This window comes from Sphingobium cupriresistens LL01 (assembly GCF_001046645.1).
Classification (GTDB): domain Bacteria; phylum Pseudomonadota; class Alphaproteobacteria; order Sphingomonadales; family Sphingomonadaceae; genus Sphingobium; species Sphingobium cupriresistens.
Genome location: NZ_KQ130434.1, coordinates 2,120,891 through 2,146,770, shown reverse-complemented (window position 1 = coordinate 2,146,770; position 25,880 = coordinate 2,120,891). Strand labels below are relative to the sequence as shown.

The following is a 25,880-nucleotide window of genomic DNA, read 5'->3' as shown; positions in this document are numbered from 1 at the left end:
CGTTGTTTTACTTGCGCGCCGAGGCGCTTTTGTCGCGGATGGTCTTGAACTCAGAACCGGCCTTCCATTCCGGCCAGCGGGTCGAGTTCGCCAAGTCACGACCGATGTCGCGCATCAGGTCGATATCCTGCGCCGCCCCCTCCATTCGCCAGTCCGGCCCCCAGGCGTCACAGGCCTGGTGATAGCATGTGCCGGTATAGGCGTCGATCCAGGCCTGGCCCGCGGGGCGGCCGCCCTCGACCAGGTCGGATGCGCCCGCCAGGCCCATCATCAGCAGGACGGGCACGCCACGCTTGGCCATGGAGAAATGGTCGGCGCGGTAGAAAAGGCCGCGTTCGGGCAGGCTTTCCTGTGTGATGACGCGGCCCTGCTTTGCCGCGAACGTCGCCAGATCGTCTTCCAGGCTGTTCTGGCCCTTGCCGATCAGGATCACGTCCTTCGCCTTGCCGGCGGTCTGGAGCACGTCGATGGTGAGGTTGGCGACGGTCTTGTCGATCGAATAGACGGGGTTCTGGGCATAATGTTCGGACCCCAGCAGCCCGCGTTCCTCGGCGGTCCAGGCGGCGAAGACGACCGAGCGGTCGGGTGCAGGCGCCGCCTTGAACGCGCGGGCGATTTCGAAAAGGCCGGCCATGCCGAGCGCGTCGTCATTGGCTCCAGCACGATAGATGCGGCCCTGCGCGTCCGGCGCGCCCTCGCCATAGGCGTCCCAATGGGCGCCGTACATGACGGTTTCGTCAGGGCGTTTGGCGCCGGGGATGCGGGCGAGGACGTTCGCGCTCTGCACCACTTCCTGGGTCACCGGGAAGGCGGCGGAGAAGGTCGCGCCCTTCAACGCGACCGGCTTGAATTTGGCCGATCGCGCCTGTTTGCGCAGCGCGGCGAGATCGAGGCCCGCGCCGGCGAACAGCTTGCTCGCGGCCGCGCCCTCGACCCAGCCTTGCACCTGGAGGCTGGTCAGCTTGTCGGGCGCGCGGACCAGATCGTAATTCTCGCCAGCCGGGCTGGTGACGACGTTCCAGCCATAGCCCGCACCCGGCGTGTCATGGACGATCAGCGCGCCGACCGCGCCGTGGCGGGCGGCTTCTTCGAATTTGTAGGTCCAGCGGCCATAATAGGTCATCGTCTTGCCGCCGAACTTGCCGAACGGGTCTTCGCTCTTGGCCGCCTCGAAATCCGGGTCGTTGATAAGGAAGACGGCAATCTTGCCCTTCAGGTCCAAGCCCTTGAAATCGTCCCAGCCGCGTTCGGGGGCGGAGACGCCATAGCCCACGAACACCAAGGGCGCCTTGGCGATCGCGACATTGTCCTTGGGTTGCAGGGTGGAGAGATAGATCTGCTTGCCGAAGCTCCAGGGCGTGGACGCGCCATTTTGCGCGATCGACAGCGTTTCCGCCTGGCCGAGGCGGGTGTGGAGCAACGGTACAGTCTGCACCCACTGGCCGTCCGGGCCGCCGGGCTCCAGACCCAATTGTTCAAAGCGGGCGACGATATAGCCGATCGTCCGTTCCTCCCCCACGGTGCCGGGCGCACGGCCCTGGAACAGGTCGGACGCCAGCGTGCGAACCGATCGTTCCAACTGCTTGGGGTCGGTCTGGGCGTGGAGGGGCAGGGCGGCGGTCAGGCCGAGGGCCAAAGCGAGGATGCGTGTCATCATCCCGCCGGTCTAAACCGCTGCGACGATGGGCGAAAGGGCGTTCAGAACTCGATTTCGAGTTCGGCCATCTCTTCCGGTTCGTTGCGCGCATCCTCGATCCATTCGCGCATCAGCGGCCAACTGTTGATCGTCTGGCAATAGGCGGCGGATGTGGCGGACAGCGGGACGGCATAGGTCAGGAAGCGCTGGGCCACCGGCGCGAACATGGCGTCGGCGACGGTCGGCTCCTCGCCGAACAGCCAGGGACCGCCGTAGCTGCCCAGACATTCGGCCCAGATCGTTTCAATCCGGTCGATATCGGGCTTGGCCCCGGAAAAGATTGGGAAGCGCGCGTGGCGCACCTTCAAATTCATCGGCAGGGCGGAACGCAGATTGGCGAAGCCCGAATGGATTTCCCCCGACACCGACCGGCAATGAGCGCGGGCGATGCGATCGGCCGGATACATGCCGACATTGGGATAGAGTTCGTGCAGATATTCCGCGATCGCCAGCGTGTCCCACACGCTGGCGTCCTCATGCGTCAGGCGGGGCACCAGCACCGAAGGAGACAGGAGCAGCAGTTCGGCGCGATTTTCGGGATCATCGAGCGCGATCGTCTTTTCCACCACCCGCAACCCCGCGAGTCGGCACAAGAGCCAGCCGCGTAACGACCAGGAGGAATAATTCTTGCTGGAAAGAGTGAGTTCCGCGATCGCCATGGCATACCCTCCTGCTTACGATCAGCCTCACATTTATGATGATGCGGCGCAACATAAAAAGCATGTATAGCGTTTCATCGAAATACCGATTCGGTTCGCGCACACAGGACAAGGCTCAACCTTCATCATGCGTATGCTTTACAGTGGTTATCAGGCCTGGAACGACATGCTGGCGCCAGCGCGTTTCGGGGCGCAGATCGCACTTGGTGTTCGCGACAAATTGGGGCCGATGGCGGATTGGGCGATGCCGCGCCGTATGTTTGCGCTGATGGACGTGTTCCAGGGCGCGAAGCTGACGCACAAGCGTCCCGCCTATGACATTCACACCGTCACCAGCGGCAATGCGGAAGTGTCGGTGCGCGAGGAAATCACGCTCGACCTGCCGTTTGGCGACCTGTTGCACTTCGTCAAGGATGATGTGGAGGCGGCGCAACCCAAGGTGCTGGTCGTGGCGCCGATGTCGGGCCATTTTTCGACCTTGCTGCGCAGCACGGTCGCAACATTGCTGCGCGACCATGACGTGTACATCACCGACTGGAAGAATGCGCGCGACGTGCCGCTGGAAGCCGGGCGTTTTGGCTTCGATGACTATGTCGACTATGTGATCCGCTTCTTCCAGCAGATCGGCCCCGGCGCGCATATGGTGTCGGTGTGCCAGCCCTGCGTGCCGGCGCTGGCCGCCGTGGCGCTGATGTCGGAGGACAAGGACCAGGCGACGCCGCGATCGATGACGCTGATGGGCGGGCCGATCGATCCCAATGCGGCGCCGACCGTCGTCAACGACCTGGCCAATGAAAAGCCGATCGAATGGTTTGAGGAGAATCTGATCTCCGTCGTGCCGTTCCGCTATGCCGGGCGCGGGCGGGAGGTCTATCCGGGCTTCCTGCAACTGTCGGCCTTCATGTCCATGAACATGGAGCGGCATGGATCGCAGCATCGCGAACTGTACCAGCTGCTGGCCGACGGCAAGACGGTCGAGGCGGACAGGATCAAGACTTTCTACGAGGAATATTTCGCGGTCCTGGACATGACCAAGGAATTCTACCTGGAAACAGTCGACCAGGTGTTCCAGCGGACCTTGCTGTCGAAGGGCGCGTTGACCGTGCATGGGCGCCCGGTCAATCCCGGCGCGATCCGCCATACCGCGTTGCTGACGGTAGAGGGCGAGAAGGACGATGTGTGCGCCGTGGGCCAGACATCCGCCGCCCATGGCCTGTGCACCGGCCTGCGCCCGCATTTGAAGCGCCACCATCTCCAGCCCGGCGTGGGCCATTATGGCGTATTTTCAGGCAGCAAATGGGAAAAGCAGGTCTATCCGCAGGTGCGGAACATGATTTTGGCGATGAACTGACGACGGGTCGTCGCCGGGATCGTTCAAGCGGACAAGGGGGGTGACGGCGATGATGCTGCGTTCCGCGCGATGGTCCGCCGCCTGGCCCATGGCCGCCCTCCTTTAACCCTCCGGCCGGGTCCAGATCCAACTGCCGCCGATCAGCGCGGCGACGACGGGGATGAGGAACCAGGGGAAGGGGGAAAAGATCAGCGCAAGCGCAACGCTGAAGGCGAAGGCGGCCAGCGCCGCCTTCTTACCCCGGCGGCTGATCGCGCCGCGTTCCCGCCAGCGGCGAATATGCGGGCCGAAATGCCTGTGGTCGAGCAATTTCGCCTCCAGTCGCGGGCTGGACCGGGCGAAGCAGAAGGCCGAGAGGATCATGAAAGGAACGGTCGGCAACAGCGGCAGGAAGGCGCCGATCGTGCCGAGGCCGATCGAGAGAAACCCTGCGATGAGGTAAAGATGGCGCCGCATGATGCTCCAATCGGGGCGGAGGCTATGAGCGCGCCTGCGCTGCTATTGCTTCGCAGCTGCGCGGTGAGATGGCAAGATGGATGAGGAATGGAATGGTTGGGAACGTCTCAGCTTTCGCATTTTTACTGGGCGCTGCACGGGCAGCGCCGCAGCGTATCTCGCCGTCGATTGAAATAATGCTGTCAGTTATGACCGACAAGGGGGGGCTTGCCATTCTCCTGCCGCTTGCGGGAGGGAGAGCAGTTCGCTTCTGGTGGTTTCAATACAGGCGGCTTTCCGCACCGGCCCCTTCCAATGTAGGATTTCTTCTGATCTATCCTGTCGGATGGAGCCAATCGTTCAGCCATTCCCTCTCCTTGCCACCCCACCCCGTCGAACGAACCGTTGCATCGCCGCTGCGCTGGTGGTGCGTTCCCGCCGCGTGGGTGTCGCGTCATCGTCGCCTGGGTGCCGGTTCGCCATGACCTCAGTGTCACACCGCTGCGACCCTGGCGTGACCGCGACGTTACTTCGCAGGAGCGTCCCGGTGGCTTCGCATACATTATCGCCCCGCAAAGCCCGACAATGGTGTGAACTTCGGCCCGTCGCTTGCCGAACGCCCCGCCACAGCGCCGCTTCCACGCCCCCAAGCAAATCCTTCGCTTGCACCCCGCCGCTCGCCGCCTATCTCTGTCGCCCACCCGAATCGCAGTTGAAAGCCTGATATGACCGCCACCCACAGCACCCGCATGTTGATCCTCGGTTCCGGCCCCGCGGGCCTGTCCGCCGCCATTTACGGCGCGCGCGCGGGCCTGGCGCCGATCGTGGTGCAGGGGATGCAGCCCGGCGGGCAATTGACCATCACCACCGACGTCGAAAATTACCCCGGCTTCAAGGATGTGATCCAGGGACCGTGGCTGATGGAGCAGATGCAGGCGCAGGCCGAGCATGTCGGCGCGCAGATGATGTACGACCAGATTGTCGACGTCGATCTGTCCGAACGCCCCTTCCGCCTGCGCGGCGATGGCGGCACCCTCTATGTCGCCGACACGCTGGTCATCTGCACCGGCGCGCAGGCCAAATGGCTCGGCGTGGAGGGCGAGGAGCATTTGCAGGGCAAGGGCGTGTCGGCCTGCGCCACCTGTGACGGCTTCTTCTATCGCGGCAAGAAGGTGGTTGTGATCGGCGGCGGCAACACCGCGGTCGAAGAAGCGCTCTACCTCACCAATCACAGCCATGACGTCACCTTGATCCACCGTCGCGATTCGCTGCGCGCGGAAAAGATCCTGCAACAGCGGCTGCACGCCCATCCGAACATCAAGGTGCTGTGGAACAAGGCTGTCGATCGCTTCGTCGGCGGCGGGACGCCCGAAGGTCTGATCGGCGTCGATCTGATTGACACGGTGACCGGCGAAAAGTCGCATGAGCCGACCGATGGCGGTTTCGTCGCGATCGGCCATCATCCCGCTACCGAATTGTTCACCGGCAAGCTGCCGACCGACGAGGGCTATTTGCTGGTGGAAAAGGGCACGACTCGCACGGCGATTCCGGGCGTGTTCGCGGCGGGCGACGTCACCGACAAAATCTATCGCCAGGCCGTGACCGCGGCGGGCATGGGCTGCATGGCCGCGCTCGACGTCGAGAAATTCCTGGCGGAACAGGATTTCGAGGAACTGGTGGAGGCGTAAGCCTCCGCCGCGGGCGGGACGGTGTGGGCTAGGCCAGCTTGCCCTGCGCAAAGGCGACGAGCGACCCGAATGTCTCGAACGTGTCGCCGTCGATATCGTCATCCTCTATCAGGATGTCGAAGCGGTCCTCGATCTCGGTCAGCAGGCCCGCGACCGCCATCGAATCCAGTTCCGGCAGCGCGCCGAACAGGGGGGTGTCCGCGTCGAAGCTATCGACCTGGGTTTGCGGCAGGCTGAGCACGTCGCGCAGCAGCGCCCGCATCAGGCTGTCCACATCGAGAGTCCGGTCGACCGGCTGAGAATTTTGCGCCCGCATGATGCGCGCTAAATAGGGGCTTAAAGCCTAACCGACAAGCGCGGAAATGGCGGTCCTTGCCGCAGGCAGCCAGGCAGAGGCGAAACGCGCGTTGAAGGCGTCGATCTGGTGGAGCGGAACGCGCCTGTCCATCCAGTCGGTCTTGTAGCCATTGTCGCCGGTGCCATAGTCGATCATGCGCACGCGATCATGGTCGATCGCCTGTCTGAACATCATATGGCTCAACAATGTGCCGGGGGAACCATGGTCATGGGCGCTGTCATGGCTCAACTTGTGGATCAGGGCGATACCATCCTCGACCGTCCAAAGCTGCGCCGCCACCGCGCGCCCGTCCAGGCGCGCGAAACCCAGCCGCAACGTCCCTGCCGCGCTTTCCCGCTCGGCCAGGTCGCGCAGGAAGTCGAGGCCGGGTTCCGCCACCTTCCAGCTGCGGTCATGCACATCGACATAGTCCCGCCACAGACCGTCGGTCAGCCGCGTGGCGATCGACAATGCGAAAGGATCGCCGCGCCCCTTGCGCTTGACCAGATTGCGCAGCCGTCCCGGCCGCGACGCCCAATAATCGGCGAAGCTGCGCCCTTCGACTTGCAACAAGTGGCGGCCCCCCATCGTCCGCCGCACCGCGAACCAGCCGGCGCGCCGCAACGCGGCCAGCAGCGGCGCGGCATCCTCCAGCGGATAAAGATCGATCTGCGCGCTGGTCGCCAGCAAATGCCGGGCCAGGCTTTCGAGCAGCCGCTGCCGGGTCGCAGCATCGGGTTCGCCGATGAAGACGGGCGCCCAGGCAAAGCTGTACCAGTTTGCGAGCGCGCTGGCGCGGCGGGGGGCGGGGGCGAGCAGGAACAGCCAGGCCTGCGCATCGCCCTCCTGCGCTTGCACGATACGGACGGGCTGGTCAGGGAAGCAGCGATCGTGCAGAGCCGCGAACCAGTCGATCCGGTCGAACAGGGCCAATCCAGGCGCGCGGTCGAGCCGGCCGGCCAAAGCCTGCCGCGCTTCATCGAGCATCTGATATTCCCTTGGCGTCAGCAACCGACTATCTCCGCCCCAACCGCGATCCAAAACCAACGTGCGGCATAGGAGAAAAGTCTGGAAATGGAGTTAAGCCCGCCTTTGCCCACGGATAGCCCGATGATCGATGGCGCTCAGGTGCGGCCGATCGACCATCTGCTGCTGCGCGGCGATCCGGCGCGAGCCGCGCTGGACGGCCGTTCAGGCAGCTACAACTATGCCGAACTGGAAGAGACGCTGGGACGACTGGCGGGTTGGCTGGCGGGATTTGGGCTGGAAAAGGGCGCGCGAGTCGCCAGTTGGATCGCCAAGGGGCCGGTCGCCGCTCTGATGCCGCTGGCAGCGCCGCGCGCGGGCCTGGTCCATGTGCCGGTCAACCCGCTGCTCAAACATGCCCAGGTCGCACACATATTGGCCGACAGCGGCGCGCTGCTGCTGATCGGGACCGCGGCGCGACTCGACAGTCTGTCGCCCGATGAAGTCCCGGCCGGTTGCCAACTGCACCGCGAGGATGACGCCGCCTGCGCGATGAGCGGTGGCCAGGCGATCGGCCCGTCTGCGGCAGCGCCCGATGGTCTGGCGACGATCCTCTACACCAGCGGTTCGACCGGACGGCCCAAGGGGGTGATGCTCAGCCACGCCAATCTGTGGCTGGGCGCGGTAGCAGTGGCCGATTATCTCCAACTGACGCAGGCGGATCGTACTGCCTGCGTCCTGCCGTTCAGCTTCGACTATGGCCAAAATCAGTTACTTTCCACCTGGTATGCCGGCGGCTGCGTCTATCCACTCGACTATCTGACGCCGCGCGACGTGATGAAGCTGGTCGACCGACGCGACATAACGACGCTGGCCGGCGTGCCGCCGCTTTGGGTGCAACTGACCGAACTGGACTGGCCGGAGGCGGTGGCGGCCAAGCTTCGTCGTCTGACCAACAGCGGCGGCGCCCTGACCCGCCCGCTGGTGGCGAAGCTGCGCGCGCTGTTCCCCCAGGCCGACCTCTACCCGATGTACGGTCTGACCGAAGCGTTTCGCTCCACCTATCTGCCGCCCGCCTTGGTGGACAGTCATCCCGATTCGATGGGCCGGGCCATCCCCTTCGCCGAGATATTGGTGGTCCGCACGGACGGCGGCATCACCAACGATGAAGAACCGGGCGAACTGGTCCATTGCGGCCCGCTGGTGGCGCAGGGCTATTGGGGCGATCCGGCGCGGACCGCCGAGCGGTTCAAACCCGCGCCCGCGACATCGGTCTATGGCGGGATGGCGGTCTGGTCGGGCGACACGGTGCGTCGGGATGCCGATGGCCTGCTCTATTTTGTCGGCCGCGACGATGCGATGATCAAATCGGCGGGCAACCGGATCAGCCCGACCGAGATAGAGGAGGCCGCCGTCGGCGTGTCCGGCGTCGCCGAAGCGGTGGCGCTGGGGATAAAGGATGAGCGGCTGGGGCAGGCGGTGCGGCTGCTGATCCGCGCGGGTGACGCTGCGGTTGCGCACGCCGTCGCCGCGCATCTCAAGAGCGAACTGCCCAATTTCATGCAGCCCAAGGATATCGTCGTGCGCCCAGATTTCCCCCGTAACCCCAACGGCAAGATCGATCGGGTCGCGCTGGCCAAGGCGCATGGCGCATGAAGCCGATGGGACCGATACCCGCCTGGTTCGCGCAGGAAGAAGGCATGTTGATCGTCGGCGGTTGCGGCGCGGCGAGCCTGGTGGACGAGGCGGGCGACACACCGCTCTTCGTCTATGACATGGATATCGTCGAAGCGCAGGTCCGTCGCTTTCGCGCCGCCATGCCCGAAGTGCTGCACTTGCATTATGCGATCAAGGCCAACCCCTATGCGCCGCTACTGGCGCGGATGGGAACCCAGGTGGACGGATTCGACATCGCGTCGGGCGGCGAACTGGAGATGGCGCTGGCCGCCGGAATGGCGCCAGATCGGATCAGTTTTGCAGGACCGGGCAAGCGCAACGACGAACTGGAAGCCGCGATCTTCGCGGGCGTGACCATCAATTTGGAGTCGGAGGGGGAGGGCCGCCGCGCGCTGGCCGTGGCGGACAATCTGGGCAAGGCGCCGCGCCTGGCGGTGCGGGTGAACCCGGACTTCGACCTCAAAGGATCGGGGATGCGGATGGGCGGCGGGGCCAAGCCGTTCGGCGTCGATGCCGACCGGGCCGCGGCGCTGGCGCGGGCGATGATCGACGCGGGCGCGGATTGGCGGGGCTGGCATATTTTCGCCGGCAGCCAGAATCTCGATCCGCTGGCGATCATCGAAACCCAGGCGGCGACCATCGCGCTGGCGGCGCGGCTGTCGGACGATGTCGGCGCATCGCCGCCGCTGGTCAATCTGGGCGGGGGCTTTGGCCTTGCCTATTTCCCCGGTGATGAGCGGCTCGATATTCGCCCGATTGGCGTAGCTTTGGACAGCGCGTTGGAGAATTTGCCGGACATTTTGCAGGGCAGCGCCTTCGCGATAGAACTGGGTCGCTGGCTGGTGGGGGAGGCGGGCATATACCTCACCCGTGTGATAGACGTGAAGGTCAGCCAGGGCGAAACCTTCGTCGTGGTCGATGGCGGCCTGCATCACCAACTCGCCGCCAGCGGCAATTTCGGGACGGTCGTGCGGCGCAACTATCCGATCGCGGTCGCCAATCGCTTTGGCGCGGCCCCGGCGACGGAGCCGGTGACGGTGGTGGGGTGCCTGTGCACCCCGATCGACCGGCTGGGCGACAAGGTGGCGCTGCCGCCGGTCAGGGAAGGCGACCTGATAGCCATCTTCCTGGCCGGGGCTTATGGCGCGTCGGCAAGTCCTGCCGCATTTCTTGGCCACCCAAGTCCTCGCGAACTTTTACTTGGCTGATTAGCTTGGGACTTAACTCCTAACGGTATCTTTACCCTTTCCCGGCAAGAAGAGGCCCGAAGCCATGTGCTGACCGGTTGCCTTGCCCTCTTTGGCGGCCGCCGGCGCATGGCCGCACAAAGAGGTGAGATTATGCGTTTTGTGTCGGTTTCCAGGCTTTTGATCGGCGTATCACTACCCGTTATCGCCTTGTCGGGCTGCGCCTCCGCGCCGTCCGGGCCGCAATTGCCGCCCGCATCTTTCGTGTCGACGCAGGAAGGGCCGGGTGAAGAATATATCATCGGCCCGCTTGATGACCTCACCATCTTCGTGTGGCGCAATCCCGAACTGGGCGCAAAGGTGCAGGTGCGTCCAGACGGTCGCATCACCACGCCGCTGATCACGGACATGCCCGCGGTGGGCAAGACGCCCAAGATGCTGTCCGATGATATCAAGCTGGCGCTGACCCAATATATCGAAAATCCGCTGGTGTCGGTGATCGTCAACAATTTCAGTGGCACATTCAGCCAGCAGGTGCGGATCGTGGGCGCGACGGAAAAACCCGCGTCCATCCCCTATCGCGCGAACATGACCCTGCTCGACGCGATGATTTCTGTCGGAGGCCTGTCCGAATATGCGGCGGGCAACCGCGCGCGACTGGTTCGGTTCGACAAGAATACGGGCAAGCAGAAGGAATATCAGGTCCGCCTGGGCGATCTTTTGAAGAAGGGCGACACCAAGGCCAATGTCATGCTGGCGCCCGGCGATGTCATCATCATTCCTGAAAGCATGTTCTGACCATGGCCGGCCTCTACGATGAATTGCTCGTCCTGCTCCATGGCATATGGAGCCGCCGCTGGGTGGCGCTTGGCGTCGCCTGGGGCCTGTGTATGCTGGGATGGCTGGGCGTCGCGCTCATTCCCAACAGCTACCAGTCCAAGGCGCGGGTCTATGTGAACACCCAATCGTTGCTCCAGGACACGGTGGGTATCACGCAGGTCCAGTCGCAGCAGGATCTGGACCGGGTGCGCAGCACGCTGGCCAGCGCCGAAAATCTGGAAAAGGTGGTGCGCGACACCGACCTGTCCCAATCGGTGTCCGGCCCGCGCGACATCGCCGCCAAGATCACCACCCTGCGCGAAAATATCACGGTGATGGCGCAGGCTGACCCCAGCATGATCGACATCAGTGCCATTTCGGCTGATTCGAGCCTGTCCGATGGCGCAAATGCGCGCATCGCGCAGCAGATCGTGCAGAAGTTGATCGACATTTTCCAGGAACAGAACTTGTCGGGCGACCGCAACCAGACCAAGCAGAGCCTAGCCTTCCTGGACCAGCAGATCGCGACGCGCGGCAAGCAGTTGGAAGCGGCCGACCAGCGTCGCGTCGCATTCGCCCAGCGCTATGTCGGGCTGCTGCCCGGCGCGGGATCGATCAGCCAGCGGATGGACGCGGCGCGGATGGAGATCAACAATATCGATTCGCAGCTGGTGCAGGCGCAGAGCGCGCTCAGTGCGATGAACGGCCAGTTGGCCGGCACGCCGGCCACCCTGCCGGGCGTTGGCGCGTCGGGCGGCGCGACGCCGCTGGCGCAGGCGCAGTCCAACCTGGCGGCGATGCGCGCGCGCGGCTGGACCGCCAGCCATCCTGACGTGGTCGCGGCCCAACGGGAGGTTGACGCCCTGCGCAAGTCGGGCGGCGGTAGTGCGAGCGGCGGGGGCGGCACCCCCAATCCGGCCTATGTGTCGATCAAGTCGATGCAGGCCGAACGCGCCGCCACGGTGCAGGCGCTCAGCACGCGCAAGGCGCAGTTGCAGAACGACCTCAACACCATGATGTCGAAACAGGTCGATGAACCCGGAGTCGCGTCCGAGCAGGAAAAGCTCGACAGTGACTATACCGCGCTCAAGACCCAATATGACAAGTTGATGAGCGACCGTGAGGAAATCCGGCTGCGCGGCGAAGTGAAGACCGAAACCGGCGCCGTCCAGTTCCGCGTCATCCAGCCGCCCAGCACCCCGACCGCGCCGTCGGCGCCCAACCGGCCGCTGCTGTTGCTGGGCGTGCTGATCCTGGGCATCGGCGCGGGCATCGGGGTCGCCTTCGCGCTCGGCCAGCTCAAGGGCGCATTCCCGACCGCCGCGCGGCTGGAAAAGGCGCTTGGCCTGCCGGTCGCCGGATCGATCAGCCAGACGGTCGGCGCGGCGCAGGTCGCGGTCGATCGGCAACGCATGAAATGGTTCGCCGGTGCGAGCGGGGGGCTGGTGGCCGTCTGCTTGCTGCTGGTCGTCGTCGAATTCGTCCAGCGCGGTATGGCGTGAAGGAGCCAGGGAACATGAATCAGCACAGCTCCATCAAGGGCCGGGGATCTCTGATCGAGCGGGCCACCGAGATTTACGACTTTAATGCTGCGCTGCGTGGCCGCGCCGCGCCTGCGGTCGATGTGCCCGCTGACCTGCCGCTGGCGCCTGTCGCCGGTCCGACGCCTGCGGCCTTCGTGACCGATGCTCCCGGCGCGCCGACCTTCCGTGCCCCGGCCTGGACCGGGCCGGTGCAGGCGATTGACCGGATCAAGCTGGCGGAGGAGGGTTTCCTGCGCCCCGACAGTGCGGTCACGACGATGAGCGAGGAGTTCCGCCTGCTCAAGCGCGACCTGCTGTCGCAACTGCGCAATAACCCGCGCGGCAACCGCATCCTCGTCTGCTCCGCTCATAGCGGGGAGGGCAAGACCTTCTGCGCGATCAACCTGGCGCTCAGCCTGGCGGCGGAGAAGGATCGTGAAATCCTGCTGGTCGACGCCGATTTCGGCAAGCCCGGCATCCCGGCGCAACTGGGGCTGGAGGCCGGCCCCGGCCTGATGGACGCGCTCGCTGACCCGATGGTTGCGATCGAAGATTGCGTGATCCGCACCGACATTCCCTCGCTTGCCGTGCTGCCCGCCGGGCAGCGCAGCAACAACGACACCGAATATCTCGCCTCGGCCCGGACCGAACAACTGCTCAAGCGGCTGACCGATGGCCGGCCCGACCGCATCGTGATCTTCGATTCGCCGCCGCTGCTGGCGGCATCGCCCGCCGCCGTGCTCGCCAGCCATGCCGCCATCGCGCTGCTGGTCGTGCGCGCCGACAAGACGCCCGAAAGCGCGGTGCGCGACGCTGCGGGCCTGTTGAAGGGCGGCGCGCAGGTGCAGCTCTTGCTCAATGCCGTCCGCTTCAACAGTGGCGGCCGCCGTTTCGGCAGCTATTACGCCAAGGGGGAATCCCAGTCATGATCGTTCGGCTCTGGATCGCAGGCGCTTCCTGCGTCGCGCTGGCCGCTGCAATGCCCGCCCATGCCCAATCGTCGCCCGATGACAAGCGCGTCGATGTCGTTCCCTATATCGGGGTCGATCAGGTCGTGATGGGACCGCTCAAGGGCGGCGGCGACGTGCTGACCTACACCAATGTCACCGCGGGCCTGACCGCCGAGGTGCAGAACAGGCGCGTCGAGGCGGCGGTCGATCTGCAATATAATCACAGCTTCGGCTGGAGCAGCCAGGCAGTCGATCAGGATGTGCTGAGCGGTTTTGGTCATGCGACCATCAATGTCGCGCGCGGTTTGGGCATCCAGGCAGGCGGCCTCGCCACGCGGGTCCGCACCGACGGCCTGTCGGGCGCGTCGACGCAACGGGACACTTATACCAGCCAGGTCTGGTCCGGCTATGTCGGGCCGTCCTATACGACGCAGCTTGGCGACTTCAATATTAACGCCGGCTATCGCCTGGGCTATGCGCGGGTCGATGACAGCGTCGGCCAGAACAGCGTTCAGGGACAGGCCGGCGGCTCCTTCGCGGATAGCTGGACCCACAGCCTCAACGGATCGATAGGTTTTTCGCCGGACACGGTGCTGCCGGGCGTCGGCCTGACCGCCAGCGGCGGCTATGACCGCGAGGACGCCAGCCAGCTTGACCAGCGGTTTGAGGACCTGTGGGGCCGGGTCGATGCGACCGTGCCACTCACGCCCACGCTCGCGGCCGTCGGCGGCATCGGCTATGAAAAGATCGAGATCAGCCAGCGCTCGCCCGAACTGGATGCGGCCGGCGTGCCGCTGATCCGCAACGGCCGCTATGTCACCGACAAAAGCTCGCCGCGCGCACTGGTCTATAATTTCGACGACATCATCTGGGACGCGGGCGTCTTGTGGCGGCCCAGCCGTCGCACGACGCTCCAGGCGCGGGTCGGCGAACGCTATGGCGGCATGACCTATCAGGGCAGCTTCCTGTGGCAGGGCCGCGACAGCCATGTGGCTATCATCGTCTTCGACGGGATAGACAGTTTCGGGCGCATGATCACCGCCGACGTGGCGGCCCTGTCGGGCAGCAATTTCGACGTCGCGCGCAATCCGTTCACCGGAGACATCACCGGCTGCGCCTTCTCCACCACGGGCGGTGGCCAGTGCTTCAACGATGCCTTGTCGGGCATCACCGACGCCAATTTCCGCTATCGCGGCGTATCGGCGCAATATTCGCTGCGGCGCGGGCCGTGGGGCTGGGGCGTTGGCGCGGGCTATTCGCAGCGCAAGTTCATCACGCCCAACGGCCAGACCGTGTTGATCCGCGGATCGCGGGACGAAAACTGGTATGGCAACGGGTCGGTCAGCTATATGTTCAACGATCGCGACAGCATCGATCTGGTTGGCTACGTGAATTATTTCGATGCCAGCGGTGGACGGCCAGATGTGTTGAACTATGGGTCATTCGCCAGCTATTACAAGGGGTTGTCTCGCCGCCTGTCCGCCTCCGCCTCGCTTGGCCTGGACGGGGTGCAGGCGGATGATCTGGACACCATCATCAGCGCGATGGGGCAGGTCGGCCTGCGCTACAGCTTCTAACCGGTCGCCTTGGAGACGAAGAGATGTACGATCAATTCTACGGATTGCAGGGCCGTCCGTTCCAGCTGACGCCGGACCCGCATTATTATTTCGAAAGCGCGACTCATCGCAAGGCGCTGTCCTATCTGGGCTATGGCCTGGCGCAGGGTGAAGGTTTCATCGTCATCACCGGCGATATCGGCGCGGGCAAGACGACGCTGGTCGGCCATCTGATGCAGACGATCGATCCGGCGCGGCTGACCGCGGTCAAGATCGTGTCGACCCAGGTGGAGGGCGACGACATGCTGCGCCTCGCCGCGCAGAGTTTCGGCCTGTCTACCGACGGCCTGTCCAAGGCGGCGATCCTGCAACAGGTCGAAGCCATGCTTCATGCCCAGGCGCGCGCCGGGCGACGCAGCCTGCTGATCGTGGACGAGGCGCAGAACCTGCCCGTTTCCGCGATCGAGGAATTGCGGATGCTGTCCAACTTCCAGTTGGGGGGGCAGTCCTTGCTCCAGATATTCCTGCTGGGTCAACCGGAGTTTCGCGACCTTCTCCAGTCGCCCGAACTGGAGCAGTTGCGCCAGCGGGTGATCGCGACCCATCATCTGGAACCGATGATGGCCAATGAAGTCGAACCCTATATCCTTCATCGCTTGGCGATCGCGGGCTGGAGCGGCGATCCGGCCTTCACGCCGGGTGCCTTTTCCGGTCTCTATGCGGCGACGAATGGCGTGCCCCGTCGCCTGAACGCGCTGGCCAGCCGGGTGCTGCTGCTGGGCGCGATCGAACAATTGCACGTCATCGACGAGGAGGTCGTGGACGCCGTCGTGGCGGATATGGGCCTGGACGTCGATATCGCGCCGGCGCCGGTTGCGCCGTCGCTGCTCGATGTCGCCGAGGAACCGGAAGCGGTCGAACAGGAGTCCGTCGAACTGGCGGTCGCGGAGGAGAGCGTCGAGGAGGAACAGATCGAGGATCAGCCCGCCCCGCCACCCTTTAGCTACCATCCGGCCGAGGATCAGGTTGCCGATGAGCTGGCCGAAGAAGACACTATCGAACTGGATGCCGCCTGGGCGCGGCCGGACAGGACGACGGCCGAGATCGAACCGGTCGCCGCGGCCGCCTTCGATCCGGTCGAACCGGAAGACGATTATGCGGTCGAAGAGCCTGTGACGCCCAGCGTCGCAGCGCCGTTCGCCCGCCCGGCCTTCGCCGCCTTTGCGCCGCCGCAAGCGGTGGAGTCTGTGGTCGAACCGGAAGCCGAGCTTGACCCCGTCGAAGATGAAGCCGAGCCGGAGGTTGCCGATGTTGCGGCGCCGTTCGCGCTGGAGCAGGACGAAGCCGACAGCGTCGTGGAGGCCGAACCGTCGGTCGCGGTCGAGGCTTTCGATGACGTCGAATCGTTGGTCGAAGCCGAGTCGGTTGAAGCCGGACCCGAATCCTTTGTCGAACCGGCGGCAGAAGCGTTGGCCACGGTGGATGCCGTCGATATCGAGGTTCTGCGCGCCGACATGCTGGGTGAGATCGAGGCGCTGCGCGCCGAGATCGCATCGCTGCGGGCGGTGCAGTCGCACATTCCCTTTGGCCAGCCGGTACAGGCGGAAATCGATCCGGAAGCGCTCAAGGGCTGTTTCACCCTGATCGAGGAACGGCTGTCGGCGCTGGAGTTCCGCGCCGAGGAGCAGGATACGGCCCTGCGCCGCGTGCTGACCCTGCTGGTGGACTGGGTGGAGCGTGAGGAGCGGATGGCGGATGTACAGGCAGGCGTCGCCGCCTGACGCCTATATGACGGATAAGGTTAGACAATCATGCAGAACGCCCTGTCTGTCGATGTCGAGGATTGGTTCCAGGTCGGCGCGTTCGAGCGCACGCTCAAGCGTGCCGACTGGGACGGCCTGACCCATCGGGTCGAAGCCAATAGCGACGCCGTGCTGGACCTGTTCGCGCAGGCCGACGTCAAAGCGACCTTCTTCACCCTGGGCTGGGTGGCGGAGCGCTATCCTGCGCTCATGCGGCGCATTGCGGATGCCGGCCATGAAGTCGCCAGCCATGGGTACGACCATGCCCGCGTTTTCACCTTCACCCCGGAAGAATTTCGCGCCGACCTGCGCAAGTCGCGCGCCATATTGGAGGATGCGAGCGGGCAGGCGGTCACCGGCTATCGCGCGCCCAGCTTCTCCATCGATCCGCGCACGCCCTGGGCGCATATGATCTTGGCGGAGGAAGGTTATCGCTATTCCTCCAGCGTCGCGCCGATCCGGCACGACCATTATGGCTGGCCCGATTCGCCGCGCTTCGCCTGGAAGCCGGTGGCGGGATCGGATCTGGTCGAATTGCCCGTCACCACCGCCAAATGGGGCAAGCGCACATTGGCGGCGGGGGGTGGGGGCTTTTTCCGCCTGCTGCCATACGCCTTTTCGCGCTGGGCGATCCGGCAGGTCAATGACCAGGCTGGCCGCCCCGCGATCATCTATTTCCATCCCTGGGAAATCGACCCGGACCAACCGCGCGTTTCGGGCGCGCCGCTGCGGTCGCGCCTACGTCATTACAGCAACCTGTCGGTGATGGCGGCCAAACTGCGTCGCCTGACCCGCGATTTCGCCTGGACTCGCGTCGATGCGCTGGCGGACGCGGAAGCGGCGCGCGCGTCATGATGGTCGGCAATCTCGCCGGCTTGGGCGTCACGATGCTGGACGTTGACGATCCCACTCAGGCGCAGGCTGCCGACGCTTTCGTCATGGCCCATTCCGACGGCACGCCCTTTCATCGCACCGCTTGGCTGCGCGCGATCACGCAGGCGATGGGGCACCGCGCGCTGCTGCTCGCCGCCTTCGCGCCCTCTGGCCAAATTCGGGGCTTGTTGCCTCTGCACCATGTAAAGAGCCGGTTGTTCGGTGATGCGCTGGTGTCGTCGGCTTTTGCGGTCGATGGCGGATTGCTGGTTGCGGATGACCGGGCGACAGCAGCGCTCGCCGCTGCGGCCCAGGGGCTGGCGGGCGACAGAGGCGGTCCGCCGCTGGAATTGCGCGGCGGGCCTGCGCCGGGCGGCGACTGGCAGCGGCGCGAAGGCGAATATGTCGGCTTTGTCCGGCCGCTGGCCGCAGATGACGAAGCGGACCTGCGCGCCATCCCGCGCAAGCATCGCGCCGAACTGCGCAAGGCGCTCGCCAATTCGTCGCTCAATGTCGAAACCGGGCGCAGCGATCGTCTGCGGCGCGACCATTATCGCGTTTATGCGGCCAGCGTTCGCAATCTGGGCACGCCTGTCTTCCCCAAACAGCTGTTTCACTCGGTGTTGCAACAGTTTGGCGAGGATGCCGACATTTTGGTGGTGCGCGAAGGTGATCGGCCTGTGTCCGCGGTGCTGACGCTTTATCATCAGGGGCGGGTGATGCCCTATTGGGGCGGCGGCGTCGCCGATGCGCGGCGGCTGCGCTCCAACGAACTCATGTATTATCGGCTGATGGGGCATGGCCGGGCGCGTGGCATGAGCCAGTTCGATTTCGGCCGCTCCAAGGTTGGCAGCGGGCAGGCGGCGTGGAAGAAGAGCTTCGGCTTCGATCCTGTCCCGCGCGTCTATCATGGCTGGTCGGCGGATGGCGCCAGGCGCGACGTCAATCCGACCAGCGCCAAATATCAACGGAGGATCAACCTGTGGAAGCGTCTGCCGCTGCCCGTCGCCAATCTGCTGGGGCCGATGATATCGCGCGGCCTTGGTTGATACGCATACAAAATATTCAATCCTGACCGCTAGGTTCGGGCGGGGGTGACGAGGGAATGACGTCCATGAATGCAATCACCGGTCTGGGGGTCATCGTCGATGAAGCGCGCCTGTCCGATGCCGTGACCGTCGCCGGGATCGACGCCTGGGTCTGCGCCCAGCCGGCTTCGACCCCCTTCCATCGGCCTGGCTGGATCATGGGGGTCGAAGCAGGCACCGGGCAAAAGGCCAAGATGCTGGTCGCGCGCCAGATCGACGGGGCGATCGTCGGCCTGTTGCCGCTGACCTATATCCGTTCGATCTTGTTTGGACGTGCGCTGGTGGGGAGTGGCTTTGCCGTCGATGGCGGCATATTGGCCAGCCATCGCAAGGCCGGGCCGGCGCTGGCCGACGCCGCCTGGACCCTGGCGGAACAACTGGGCTGCGACACGCTGGAATTGCGCGGCGGGGAAGCGCCCGGCGGTCCGATTTGGCAGGAGAAGGCGGACGCCTATCTGGGCTTCTCGCGTGCGCTCGCGGCCGATGACGAGGCGGAACTGAAGGCCGTCCCCAAGCGCCACCGGGCGGAAATCCGCAAGGGGATGGCGAATGACCTGCAATTCGAGACGGGGCGCGACAAGCGGATGCGCGACATCCATTACCGGCTCTACGCCCATAGCGTTCATAATCTGGGCACGCCGGTCTTCCCGCGCGCCTTGTTCGACCAGATCATGGACCGGTTCGGCGACGACGCCGACATCGCTCTGGTTTCAAAGGATGACGTGCCGCTGTCGGCGGTCATCAGCTTCTATCATCGCGGCGCCTGTATGCCCTATTGGCATGGCGCGGGCGAAGGCGCACGCGCGATGCGATCCAACGAATTTCTCTATTTCAGTTTGATGCGGGCCGCACGCGAGCGGGGCTGCGCCGTCTTCGATTTCGGCCGGTCGAAGGTCGGCACCGGCCCCGCCGCCTGGAAGAAGACCTGGGGGTTCGAGGGCGAACCGCTCGGCTATCATCTGCGCACCGCGCCGGGTAAGGAGACGCGCGACGTCAATCCGCTGTCTCCGCAATATCGGCGTAAGGTCGAATATTGGAAGAAACTGCCCGAATCGATCGCCAACCTGATCGGGCCGCATATTGCGCGAGGGCTGGGATGACCGGCGAGATACTTTTCCTCTGCCACCGCATCCCCTTTCCACCGGACCGGGGCGACAAGATCCGCTCCTATCACCTGCTCCAGCGGTTGGCGCAAATCGCGCCCGTCCATGTCGGCTGCTTTGCCGACGATGATCGCGACATGGGTTTTGCAAGCGACATGGCGCAGGTCGCGGTCAGCCAGTGCGTGCTGATGCGCGACCGGTCGAAACTGGTCGCCGGGCTGACGGGTCTGGCCAAACGCCAGTCGCTCCTCGTGTCGCTGTTCGATCATCCCGGCCTGCATCGCTGGGTGGCGCAGACGCTGGCGCAGCGACCGATCCGCGCCGTCGTCGCCTATTCGGCGCAGATGGCGCATTTCGTGCCCGTGCTGCCCGCTGACGTGCGTTTCCTGATGGATTTCGTCGATTTCGATTCCGCCAAATATGCGACCTATGGCGCAGAAGGGGCGGGACCGATGGGCTGGATCAACCGGCGCGAGGGCCGAGTGTTGCTCGACTTCGAACGGCGGACGGCGGCGCGCGCCGACATCAGCAGCTTTGTCAGTGAAGCGGAGGCCGCCCTGTTCCGCGACGCTTGCGGCCTGGACGCCAACCGCGTGGTCGCAATCGAGAATGGCGTGGCGCTGGACTATTTCGATCCGGCGGCGGATTTTCCTGCCGTCGATCGCGGGGAGGGGCCGCTGCTCGTCTTCACCGGGCAGATGGATTATCGCCCCAATGTCGAGGCGGTCGAGAGTTTCGCGCGCCAGAGTTTGCCCGCCATTCGCATCGTTCATCCCGATGCCCGCTTCGCCATTGTCGGGCGCAATCCGGCCAAGGCGGTGGAGGCGTTGGCCGACTTGCCCGGCGTGATCGTGACCGGCGGAGTGCCCGATGTGCGTGGCTGGCTGGCGGCGGCGGATGTCGTCGTCGCGCCGCTGCGGATCGCGCGCGGCATCCAGAACAAGGTGCTGGAGGCGATGGCGATGGCGAGGCCAGTCGTCGCCTCGCCGCAGGCGGCCGAAGGAATCGACGCCAGCGACGACGTCCATTTTCTGGTCGCCGCCAATCCGGCGGAAGAAGCGGCGAAGATCGTCGCGCTGCTGGCGGACTCTGCGCGTGCGCAGCGACTGGGCCTCGCCGGGCGCAAGCGGACGGAGGAACGCTATCGCTGGTCCGCTACGTTGGCGGCGCTGCCCGACCTGCTGCTGGGATCGCCCGCCCAGAGCGCGTGCGCGGCGTGAACGAACGGGCGATCTCCATGGACCGGATGCCGCTCACAGACCTGACCGGCTGGCGCGGTCATCTGATCGCGCTGGGCGTCGTCGCTTTTGCGATCATCGCGCTGTTCTTCGCCGATGTCCGGGGCATGGTGTCGATCTGGTGGAACGCCTCCACCTTCGGCCACTGCCTCTTCATCCCCTTCCTCATCGCCTGGCTGGTGCAGCAGCGCCTGCCCGGATTGCGGCAACTGGAGCCGGTCGCCTGGACGCCGGGGCTGGTCTGGCTGGGGGCGGGCGCGCTGGCCTGGCTGCTGGGCGCAGCGGCGGGCGTGGCGATGGTGCGCCACGGCGCACTGATTATGATGTTGCAGGGTGCGACCATCGCGCTGCTCGGCCCGGCGGTGGCGCGGGCGCTGCTCTTCCCGCTTTTCTACGCCTTTTTCATGGTGCCCTTTGGTGAGGAGATCGTGCCGCCGCTGCAACTGGTGACGGCGCGGCTGGCCATGCTGCTGCTCGACCTGTCTGGCGTGCCGGCGCATATGGAGGGCATCTTCATTACGACGCCGACCGGCTATTTCGAAGTGGCCGAGGCCTGTTCGGGCGCGAAATTCCTGATCGCGATGACCGCCTATGGCGCTTTGGTCTGCAATGTCTGCTTCAAAAGCTGGTCGCGCCGCGCGGTGTTCCTCGCCGGAGCGCTCAGCCTGTCGGTGCTGGCCAATGGGGTGCGCGCCTTCGCCACCATATTGGTCGCCCATCTCACCACCGTCGATGCCGCCGTGGGCTTCGACCATGTCGTCTATGGCTGGGTCTTTTTTGCGATCGTCATGGCGATCGTCATGGCCACCGCCTGGCCCTTCTTCGATCGCAAGCCGGGCGATCCCTGGTTCGATCCGCGCGCCCTGCAAGGCGCGGTGCGTGCGTCGCCGCGCACCGGCACAATTGCCGGAGGTGCGCTGGCGATGATCGTCGCGGCGCCCCTGTGGCTCGCCACGACCGCCGCGACCGCCGATCCGCTGCCGCTTGCACTGACCCTGCCCATGGTGGAGGGCTGGACCCGGACCGACGCGCGCCAGGCCTATCCGTGGACGCCGCGTTTCGATGGCGCGGATCATTTCGTCATCGGCCGCTACCGCAACGGACGAGGGCAAGTCGTGGACCTCGCCATCGCCGCCTATGCGCGACAGGAAGAGGGGCGCGAACTGGTGGGCTTCGGCCAGGGGGCGGCCGATCCCGACAGCGAGTGGGTCTGGTCGTCGCCGGCCCGCGCGCCCGCTTATGGCCGGGGCGAGCAGATCACCGCGCCTGGCCCGGTGGTGCGCCACGTCGTGAGCTTTTACGGCATAGGCGGCGGCGCATTGTCCGGCAGCAAGCCTGCGGTCAAGCTGGCGACGATGAAGGCCCGGCTGCTGGGGCAGGATCAGCGTGCCGTCGCCCTGTTGGTGTCGGCGGAAGACGCCGAAGGGCGGTCGTCCGACGCGGCGATCGCCGCGTTCCTGACCGATTTGGGCGACGTGCGGGTTTTGGCTGACCGCAGCGTCGGTATCCGCTAGGGCCTATTCGCATGTGCGGCATAGCAGGCATCTTCCATCTCGAAACGGCCAAGCCCGTGGACCCTGCGCGGGTGCGCGCGATGCTGGACGTCATGCCGCATCGCGGGCCGGACGGCAGCGGCATCTGGACTGCGCCGGGCGTGGGGCTCGGCCATCTACGCCTGTCGATCATCGACCTGGAAGCCGGCGCTCAGCCGATGCTGACCGAGGATGAGAGCCTCACCGTCGTCTTCAACGGCGAAATCTATAATTTCGCCGAGGTACGCGCAGAATTGCAGGCGAAGGGCCATGTGTTCCGCACGCATAGCGACACCGAAGTCATCCTGCATGGTTATCGCCAATGGGGCGAGGAGTGCGTGCAGCGCTTCAACGGCATGTTCGCCTTCGCCCTGTTCGATGCGCGGGCGCAGGCGCTGTGGCTGGTGCGCGACAGGCTGGGGGTCAAGCCGCTCCATTATGCGTTGCTGTCCGATGGCAGCCTGATCTTCGGGTCGGAATTGAAGAGCCTGCTGGCGCACCCCCTGCTGCGCCGCGCGCCGGATTTGTCGGCGGTCGAGGATTATTTGGCCTATGGCTATGTGCCCGACGACGCCTGCCTGGTCGCGGGCGTGCGCAAGCTGGGCGCGGGCGAGACGCTGCGGCTGGTGCGCGGGCGGCCCTTGCCGCAGCCGCAACGCTATTGGGATATCAGCTTCGCCGACCGGACCAAGGCGTCACCGCAAGCGCTGGAGGAAGAACTGGTCGCGTTGATGCGGCAGGCGGTGCGATCGCGCATGGTCGCCGACGTGCCGCTGGGCGCGTTCCTGTCGGGGGGCGTGGACAGCAGCAGCGTCGTCGCGCTGATGGCTGAAGCCTCGTCCCAGGCGGTCAAGACCTGCACCATTGGTTTCGACGTCGCCGCGCTGGACGAGACAGCCTATGCCGATCGCATCGCGCGCCGCTTCGCTACCGACCATCGCAGCCGGATCGTATCGCCTGACGATTATGGGCTGATCGACCGGCTGGCCTTTCATTTCGACGAGCCTTTCGCCGACGCCTCTGCGCTGCCGACCTTCCGCGTGTGCGAACTGGCGCGTGAGCAGGTGACGGTGGCGCTGTCGGGCGACGGCGCGGACGAGGCATTCGCCGGCTATCGCCGCCATCGCTTCCAGATGCAGGGCGAGCGTTTCCGCAGCCTGATCCCGGCGTCGGTGCGCCAGCCGCTGTTTGGGACGCTCGGTAAATATTATCCCAAGGCCGATTGGGCGCCGCGCGCGCTGCGCGCGAAATCGACCTTCCTGGAACTGGCGGGGGAGGGCGGGGAAGCCTATGCCGCGTCGGTAGGCGTCACGCCGCACGCGCTGCGCCAGCGATTGTTCAGCCAGGAGATGAAGGGCCGGCTGGGCGCCTATCGCGCCGAGGACCGTTATATCAAGGCGATGGAGGATGCGCCCGCGCGCGATCCTCTCGACCGGGCGCAATATGCCGACATCCGCATCTGGCTGCCCGGTGACATCCTGACCAAGACCGACCGGATGAGCATGGCCGTCAGCCTGGAGGCGCGCGAGCCTCTGCTGGATCATCGTCTGGTCGAATTCGCCGCCCGCCTGCCGGTGGCGCAGCGCATCCGCGGCAATAGCGGCAAATATCTGATGAAGAAGGCGATGGAGCCGTTCCTGCCGCAGGACATTCTTTATCGCCAGAAAATGGGCTTCGTGACGCCGATCAGCGCCTGGTTCCGGGGCGCTCTGGCGGGCGAGGCAACCGCGATCGCGGGCGGCTCCGCGCTGGCCAGGACCGGCTGGTTCGACACCAGGATGCTGGCGAAGGTCGCGGCGGACCATCGATCGGGCGTGTCGGATCATGGCCGGCTGTTGTGGCAGTTGCTGATGCTGGACAAGGCGCTGACGCGGTTGTTCGCGGTCTAACCACCCAGATCCGTTCGTTGCGAGCACGGTCGAGAAACGCGGGCACAGCGTTGGGCGCTTCTCGACCGCGCTCGAAGCGAACGGGTGGGGGGACGCGAACCCCTTGCAACCCGCCTCTCCCGGTGCCAACGGAACGCATGGCGATAATCAGGGCGCATCGGTGACAGTCTCGAAGGAAATCGTGCGGCTGCGGCTTTATGCGCTGTGTCTGGCTGGCGACATGGCGGGGCTGTTCTGCGCCTTCCTGGCCGCCAACTGGTTCGTGCTGGGCGCGCTCTGGGGCGAGCCGGGGAAACCCCATGGCCTCGTCATGTTCGCCATGGTCGCGCCGCTCTATGCGCTGCTGGCGGTGCAGGGTGGCGCCTATGGCATCAATACGCTGGACCGGGTGCGGCGGGGGATCGTGCGGGCGCTGTGGGCGCTGGCGCAGGCGGCGCTGCTGATGCTGCTGATCGTCTATCTGGGCAAGATCGCCGAGCAATTGTCGCGCCTGACCTTCATTACCGGCCTTACGCTCAGCGCCATCGCGGTGACGCTGGTGCGGCTGGCGGTCGTGCGACTCGCGGTGCGGGTATTGGGCGATGTGCCGCATCTGACCGCGGTCATTCTGGACGGCGTGGCGATCGAAACCGGGCCGCATATGGACCTGATCGACGCCGATGCCGCCAACCTCCATCCCGAACGGCATGACGCCGACATGGCGGCGCGGCTGGCGGCGGCGGTCGGCATGGCGGAGCGGGTGATCGTCGCCTGTCCGCTCGATCGGATGGCGGACTGGTCGGCGGCGCTCAAGTCGCTGTCGGCGCGGGGAGAGATCGTCGTCCCAGAACTGCTGCGCTTCGCCCCGGCGCGGATCGATGAACTGGATGGTCAGCCCACCATTATCGTCGCCGGCGGTCCGCTCCATTTCCGCGATCGGCTGATCAAACGGCTGTTCGACCTGATCGTCGCCGCGGTCGCGACCATCCTGCTGTCGCCGATCCTGATCGCGGCGACGCTGGCGGTGCGCCTGACCAGCCCCGGCCCCGCGCTGTTCCGCCAGCCGCGCATCGGTAAGGACGCCCGGCCCTTCGCCATCTACAAGTTCCGCTCGATGCGGGCGGAGGCGAGCGACCACAAGGCGGCGACCCTGACCCGGCGCGACGACGATCGGGTGACGAAGGTCGGCGCCTTCCTGCGCAAGACCAGCATCGATGAACTGCCGCAATTGTTCAACGTGTTGAAGGGCGACATGAGCATCGTCGGCCCGCGTCCCCACGCCGCCGCCGCCAAGGCCGGCGACAGCCTCTATTGGGAGGTCGATGCCCGCTATTGGGAACGGCATTGCATCAAGCCGGGCATGACCGGCCTGGCGCAGGTGCGCGGCCATCGCGGTTCCACCGATCATCATCAGGATCTGATCGACCGGCTTCAGTCGGACCTCGAATATGTCAGCGACTGGTCGGTCTGGCGCGATCTGCGGATCATCTTCGCGACGCTGGGCGTGCTGGTCCATCACAAGGCCTATTGAG

General features: G+C 65.4%; 20 protein-coding genes and 1 pseudogene. 16 read left to right on the top strand and 5 right to left on the bottom strand.

The features are described from left to right. Positions 1–7 precede the first annotated feature (7 nt). Positions 8–1,654, bottom strand: coding sequence for a M28 family metallopeptidase (locus V473_RS10330; protein ID WP_066605479.1), 1,647 nt, complete (start codon positions 1,652–1,654; stop codon positions 8–10). A 44-nt stretch (positions 1,655–1,698) separates the two neighbouring features. Beyond that, complete coding sequence (locus V473_RS10325) at positions 1,699–2,355, bottom strand: glutathione S-transferase (RefSeq protein ID WP_066603481.1); 657 nt, start codon at positions 2,353–2,355, stop codon at positions 1,699–1,701. A gap of 127 nt (positions 2,356–2,482) precedes the next feature. Between V473_RS10325 and V473_RS10320 the strand changes: the two genes are divergently transcribed. Continuing rightward, the gene (locus tag V473_RS10320; RefSeq protein WP_066603480.1) at positions 2,483–3,706 is read left to right on the top strand and encodes a polyhydroxyalkanoate depolymerase; all 1,224 of its coding nucleotides are present in this window, start codon (positions 2,483–2,485) and stop codon (positions 3,704–3,706) included. A gap of 102 nt (positions 3,707–3,808) precedes the next feature. Here V473_RS10320 and V473_RS10315 read toward each other — a convergent pair whose 3' ends face one another. Beyond that, positions 3,809–4,162, bottom strand: coding sequence for a YbaN family protein (locus V473_RS10315; RefSeq protein ID WP_066603475.1), 354 nt, complete (start codon positions 4,160–4,162; stop codon positions 3,809–3,811). Between the two features lie 704 nt (positions 4,163–4,866). Between V473_RS10315 and trxB the strand changes: the two genes are divergently transcribed. Next, the gene (gene trxB / locus V473_RS10310) at positions 4,867–5,829 is read left to right on the top strand and encodes a thioredoxin-disulfide reductase (protein WP_066603472.1); all 963 of its coding nucleotides are present in this window, start codon (positions 4,867–4,869) and stop codon (positions 5,827–5,829) included. 28 nt (positions 5,830–5,857) lie between these two features. Here the strand turns inward: trxB and V473_RS10305 are convergent, their stop codons facing one another. Both V473_RS10305 and V473_RS10300 read right to left on the bottom strand, forming a co-directional pair. Beyond that, the gene (locus V473_RS10305) at positions 5,858–6,145 is read right to left on the bottom strand and encodes a phosphopantetheine-binding protein (protein WP_066603469.1); all 288 of its coding nucleotides are present in this window, start codon (positions 6,143–6,145) and stop codon (positions 5,858–5,860) included. 27 nt (positions 6,146–6,172) lie between these two features. Further along, complete coding sequence (locus V473_RS10300) at positions 6,173–7,177, bottom strand: GNAT family N-acetyltransferase (RefSeq protein ID WP_066603468.1); 1,005 nt, start codon at positions 7,175–7,177, stop codon at positions 6,173–6,175. 99 nt (positions 7,178–7,276) lie between these two features. On the opposite strand from V473_RS10300, the gene V473_RS10295 reads away from it, so the two are divergent. The 14 genes and pseudogenes from V473_RS10295 to V473_RS10230 all read left to right on the top strand — a co-directional run bounded on the left by V473_RS10295 (position 7,277) and on the right by V473_RS10230 (position 25,879). Then, entirely contained in the window at positions 7,277–8,788 is a 1,512-nt protein-coding gene (locus tag V473_RS10295; RefSeq protein ID WP_066603467.1) for an acyl-CoA ligase (AMP-forming), exosortase A system-associated, read from the top strand. Beyond that, entirely contained in the window at positions 8,785–10,017 is a 1,233-nt protein-coding gene (locus V473_RS10290; protein ID WP_066603465.1) for a pyridoxal-dependent decarboxylase, exosortase A system-associated, read from the top strand. Before V473_RS10295 ends, V473_RS10290 begins: the two co-directional genes overlap by 4 nt. A 132-nt stretch (positions 10,018–10,149) precedes the next feature. Continuing rightward, entirely contained in the window at positions 10,150–10,794 is a 645-nt protein-coding gene (locus V473_RS10285) for an XrtA/PEP-CTERM system exopolysaccharide export protein (protein WP_066603463.1), read from the top strand. 2 nt (positions 10,795–10,796) lie between these two features. Then, the gene (locus V473_RS10280; protein ID WP_066603455.1) at positions 10,797–12,317 is read left to right on the top strand and encodes an XrtA system polysaccharide chain length determinant; all 1,521 of its coding nucleotides are present in this window, start codon (positions 10,797–10,799) and stop codon (positions 12,315–12,317) included. A gap of 14 nt (positions 12,318–12,331) precedes the next feature. Then, positions 12,332–13,267: an AAA family ATPase gene (locus V473_RS10275; protein ID WP_066603450.1), complete on the top strand. Its 936-nt coding sequence runs from the start codon at positions 12,332–12,334 to the stop codon at positions 13,265–13,267. Then, positions 13,264–14,865 (top strand): hypothetical protein, encoded by a 1,602-nt coding sequence (locus V473_RS10270; protein ID WP_066603444.1) that lies wholly within the window; start codon positions 13,264–13,266, stop codon positions 14,863–14,865. Before V473_RS10275 ends, V473_RS10270 begins: the two co-directional genes overlap by 4 nt. A 23-nt stretch (positions 14,866–14,888) precedes the next feature. Next, positions 14,889–15,803: pseudogene (locus V473_RS22905) on the top strand (XrtA/PEP-CTERM system-associated ATPase); the annotation flags it as partial. An 852-nt stretch (positions 15,804–16,655) separates the two neighbouring features. Beyond that, positions 16,656–17,501: an XrtA system polysaccharide deacetylase gene (locus tag V473_RS10260; RefSeq protein ID WP_066603433.1), complete on the top strand. Its 846-nt coding sequence runs from the start codon at positions 16,656–16,658 to the stop codon at positions 17,499–17,501. Then, the gene (locus tag V473_RS10255) at positions 17,498–18,568 is read left to right on the top strand and encodes a FemAB family XrtA/PEP-CTERM system-associated protein (protein ID WP_066603423.1); all 1,071 of its coding nucleotides are present in this window, start codon (positions 17,498–17,500) and stop codon (positions 18,566–18,568) included. Before V473_RS10260 ends, V473_RS10255 begins: the two co-directional genes overlap by 4 nt. 65 nt (positions 18,569–18,633) lie before the next feature. After that, on the top strand, positions 18,634–19,707 hold the full coding sequence (locus V473_RS10250; protein ID WP_066605476.1) for a FemAB family XrtA/PEP-CTERM system-associated protein: 1,074 nt from the start codon (positions 18,634–18,636) through the stop codon (positions 19,705–19,707). Next, positions 19,704–20,930, top strand: a complete 1,227-nt coding sequence (locus V473_RS10245) for a TIGR03087 family PEP-CTERM/XrtA system glycosyltransferase (protein ID WP_066603420.1) — start codon at positions 19,704–19,706, stop codon at positions 20,928–20,930. Before V473_RS10250 ends, V473_RS10245 begins: the two co-directional genes overlap by 4 nt. Then, complete coding sequence (gene xrtA / locus V473_RS10240) at positions 20,927–22,462, top strand: exosortase A (RefSeq protein ID WP_066605474.1); 1,536 nt, start codon at positions 20,927–20,929, stop codon at positions 22,460–22,462. Before V473_RS10245 ends, xrtA begins: the two co-directional genes overlap by 4 nt. Before the next feature lie 11 nt (positions 22,463–22,473). Beyond that, positions 22,474–24,369, top strand: coding sequence for an XrtA/PEP-CTERM system amidotransferase (locus V473_RS10235; protein ID WP_066603413.1), 1,896 nt, complete (start codon positions 22,474–22,476; stop codon positions 24,367–24,369). Positions 24,370–24,529: 160 nt separating this feature from the next. After that, positions 24,530–25,879 carry a sugar transferase gene (locus V473_RS10230; protein WP_066603409.1) on the top strand — a complete coding sequence of 450 codons (1,350 nt, stop codon included), beginning with the start codon at positions 24,530–24,532 and terminating at the stop codon, positions 25,877–25,879. The last annotated feature ends 1 nt before the right edge of the window (position 25,880 follow it).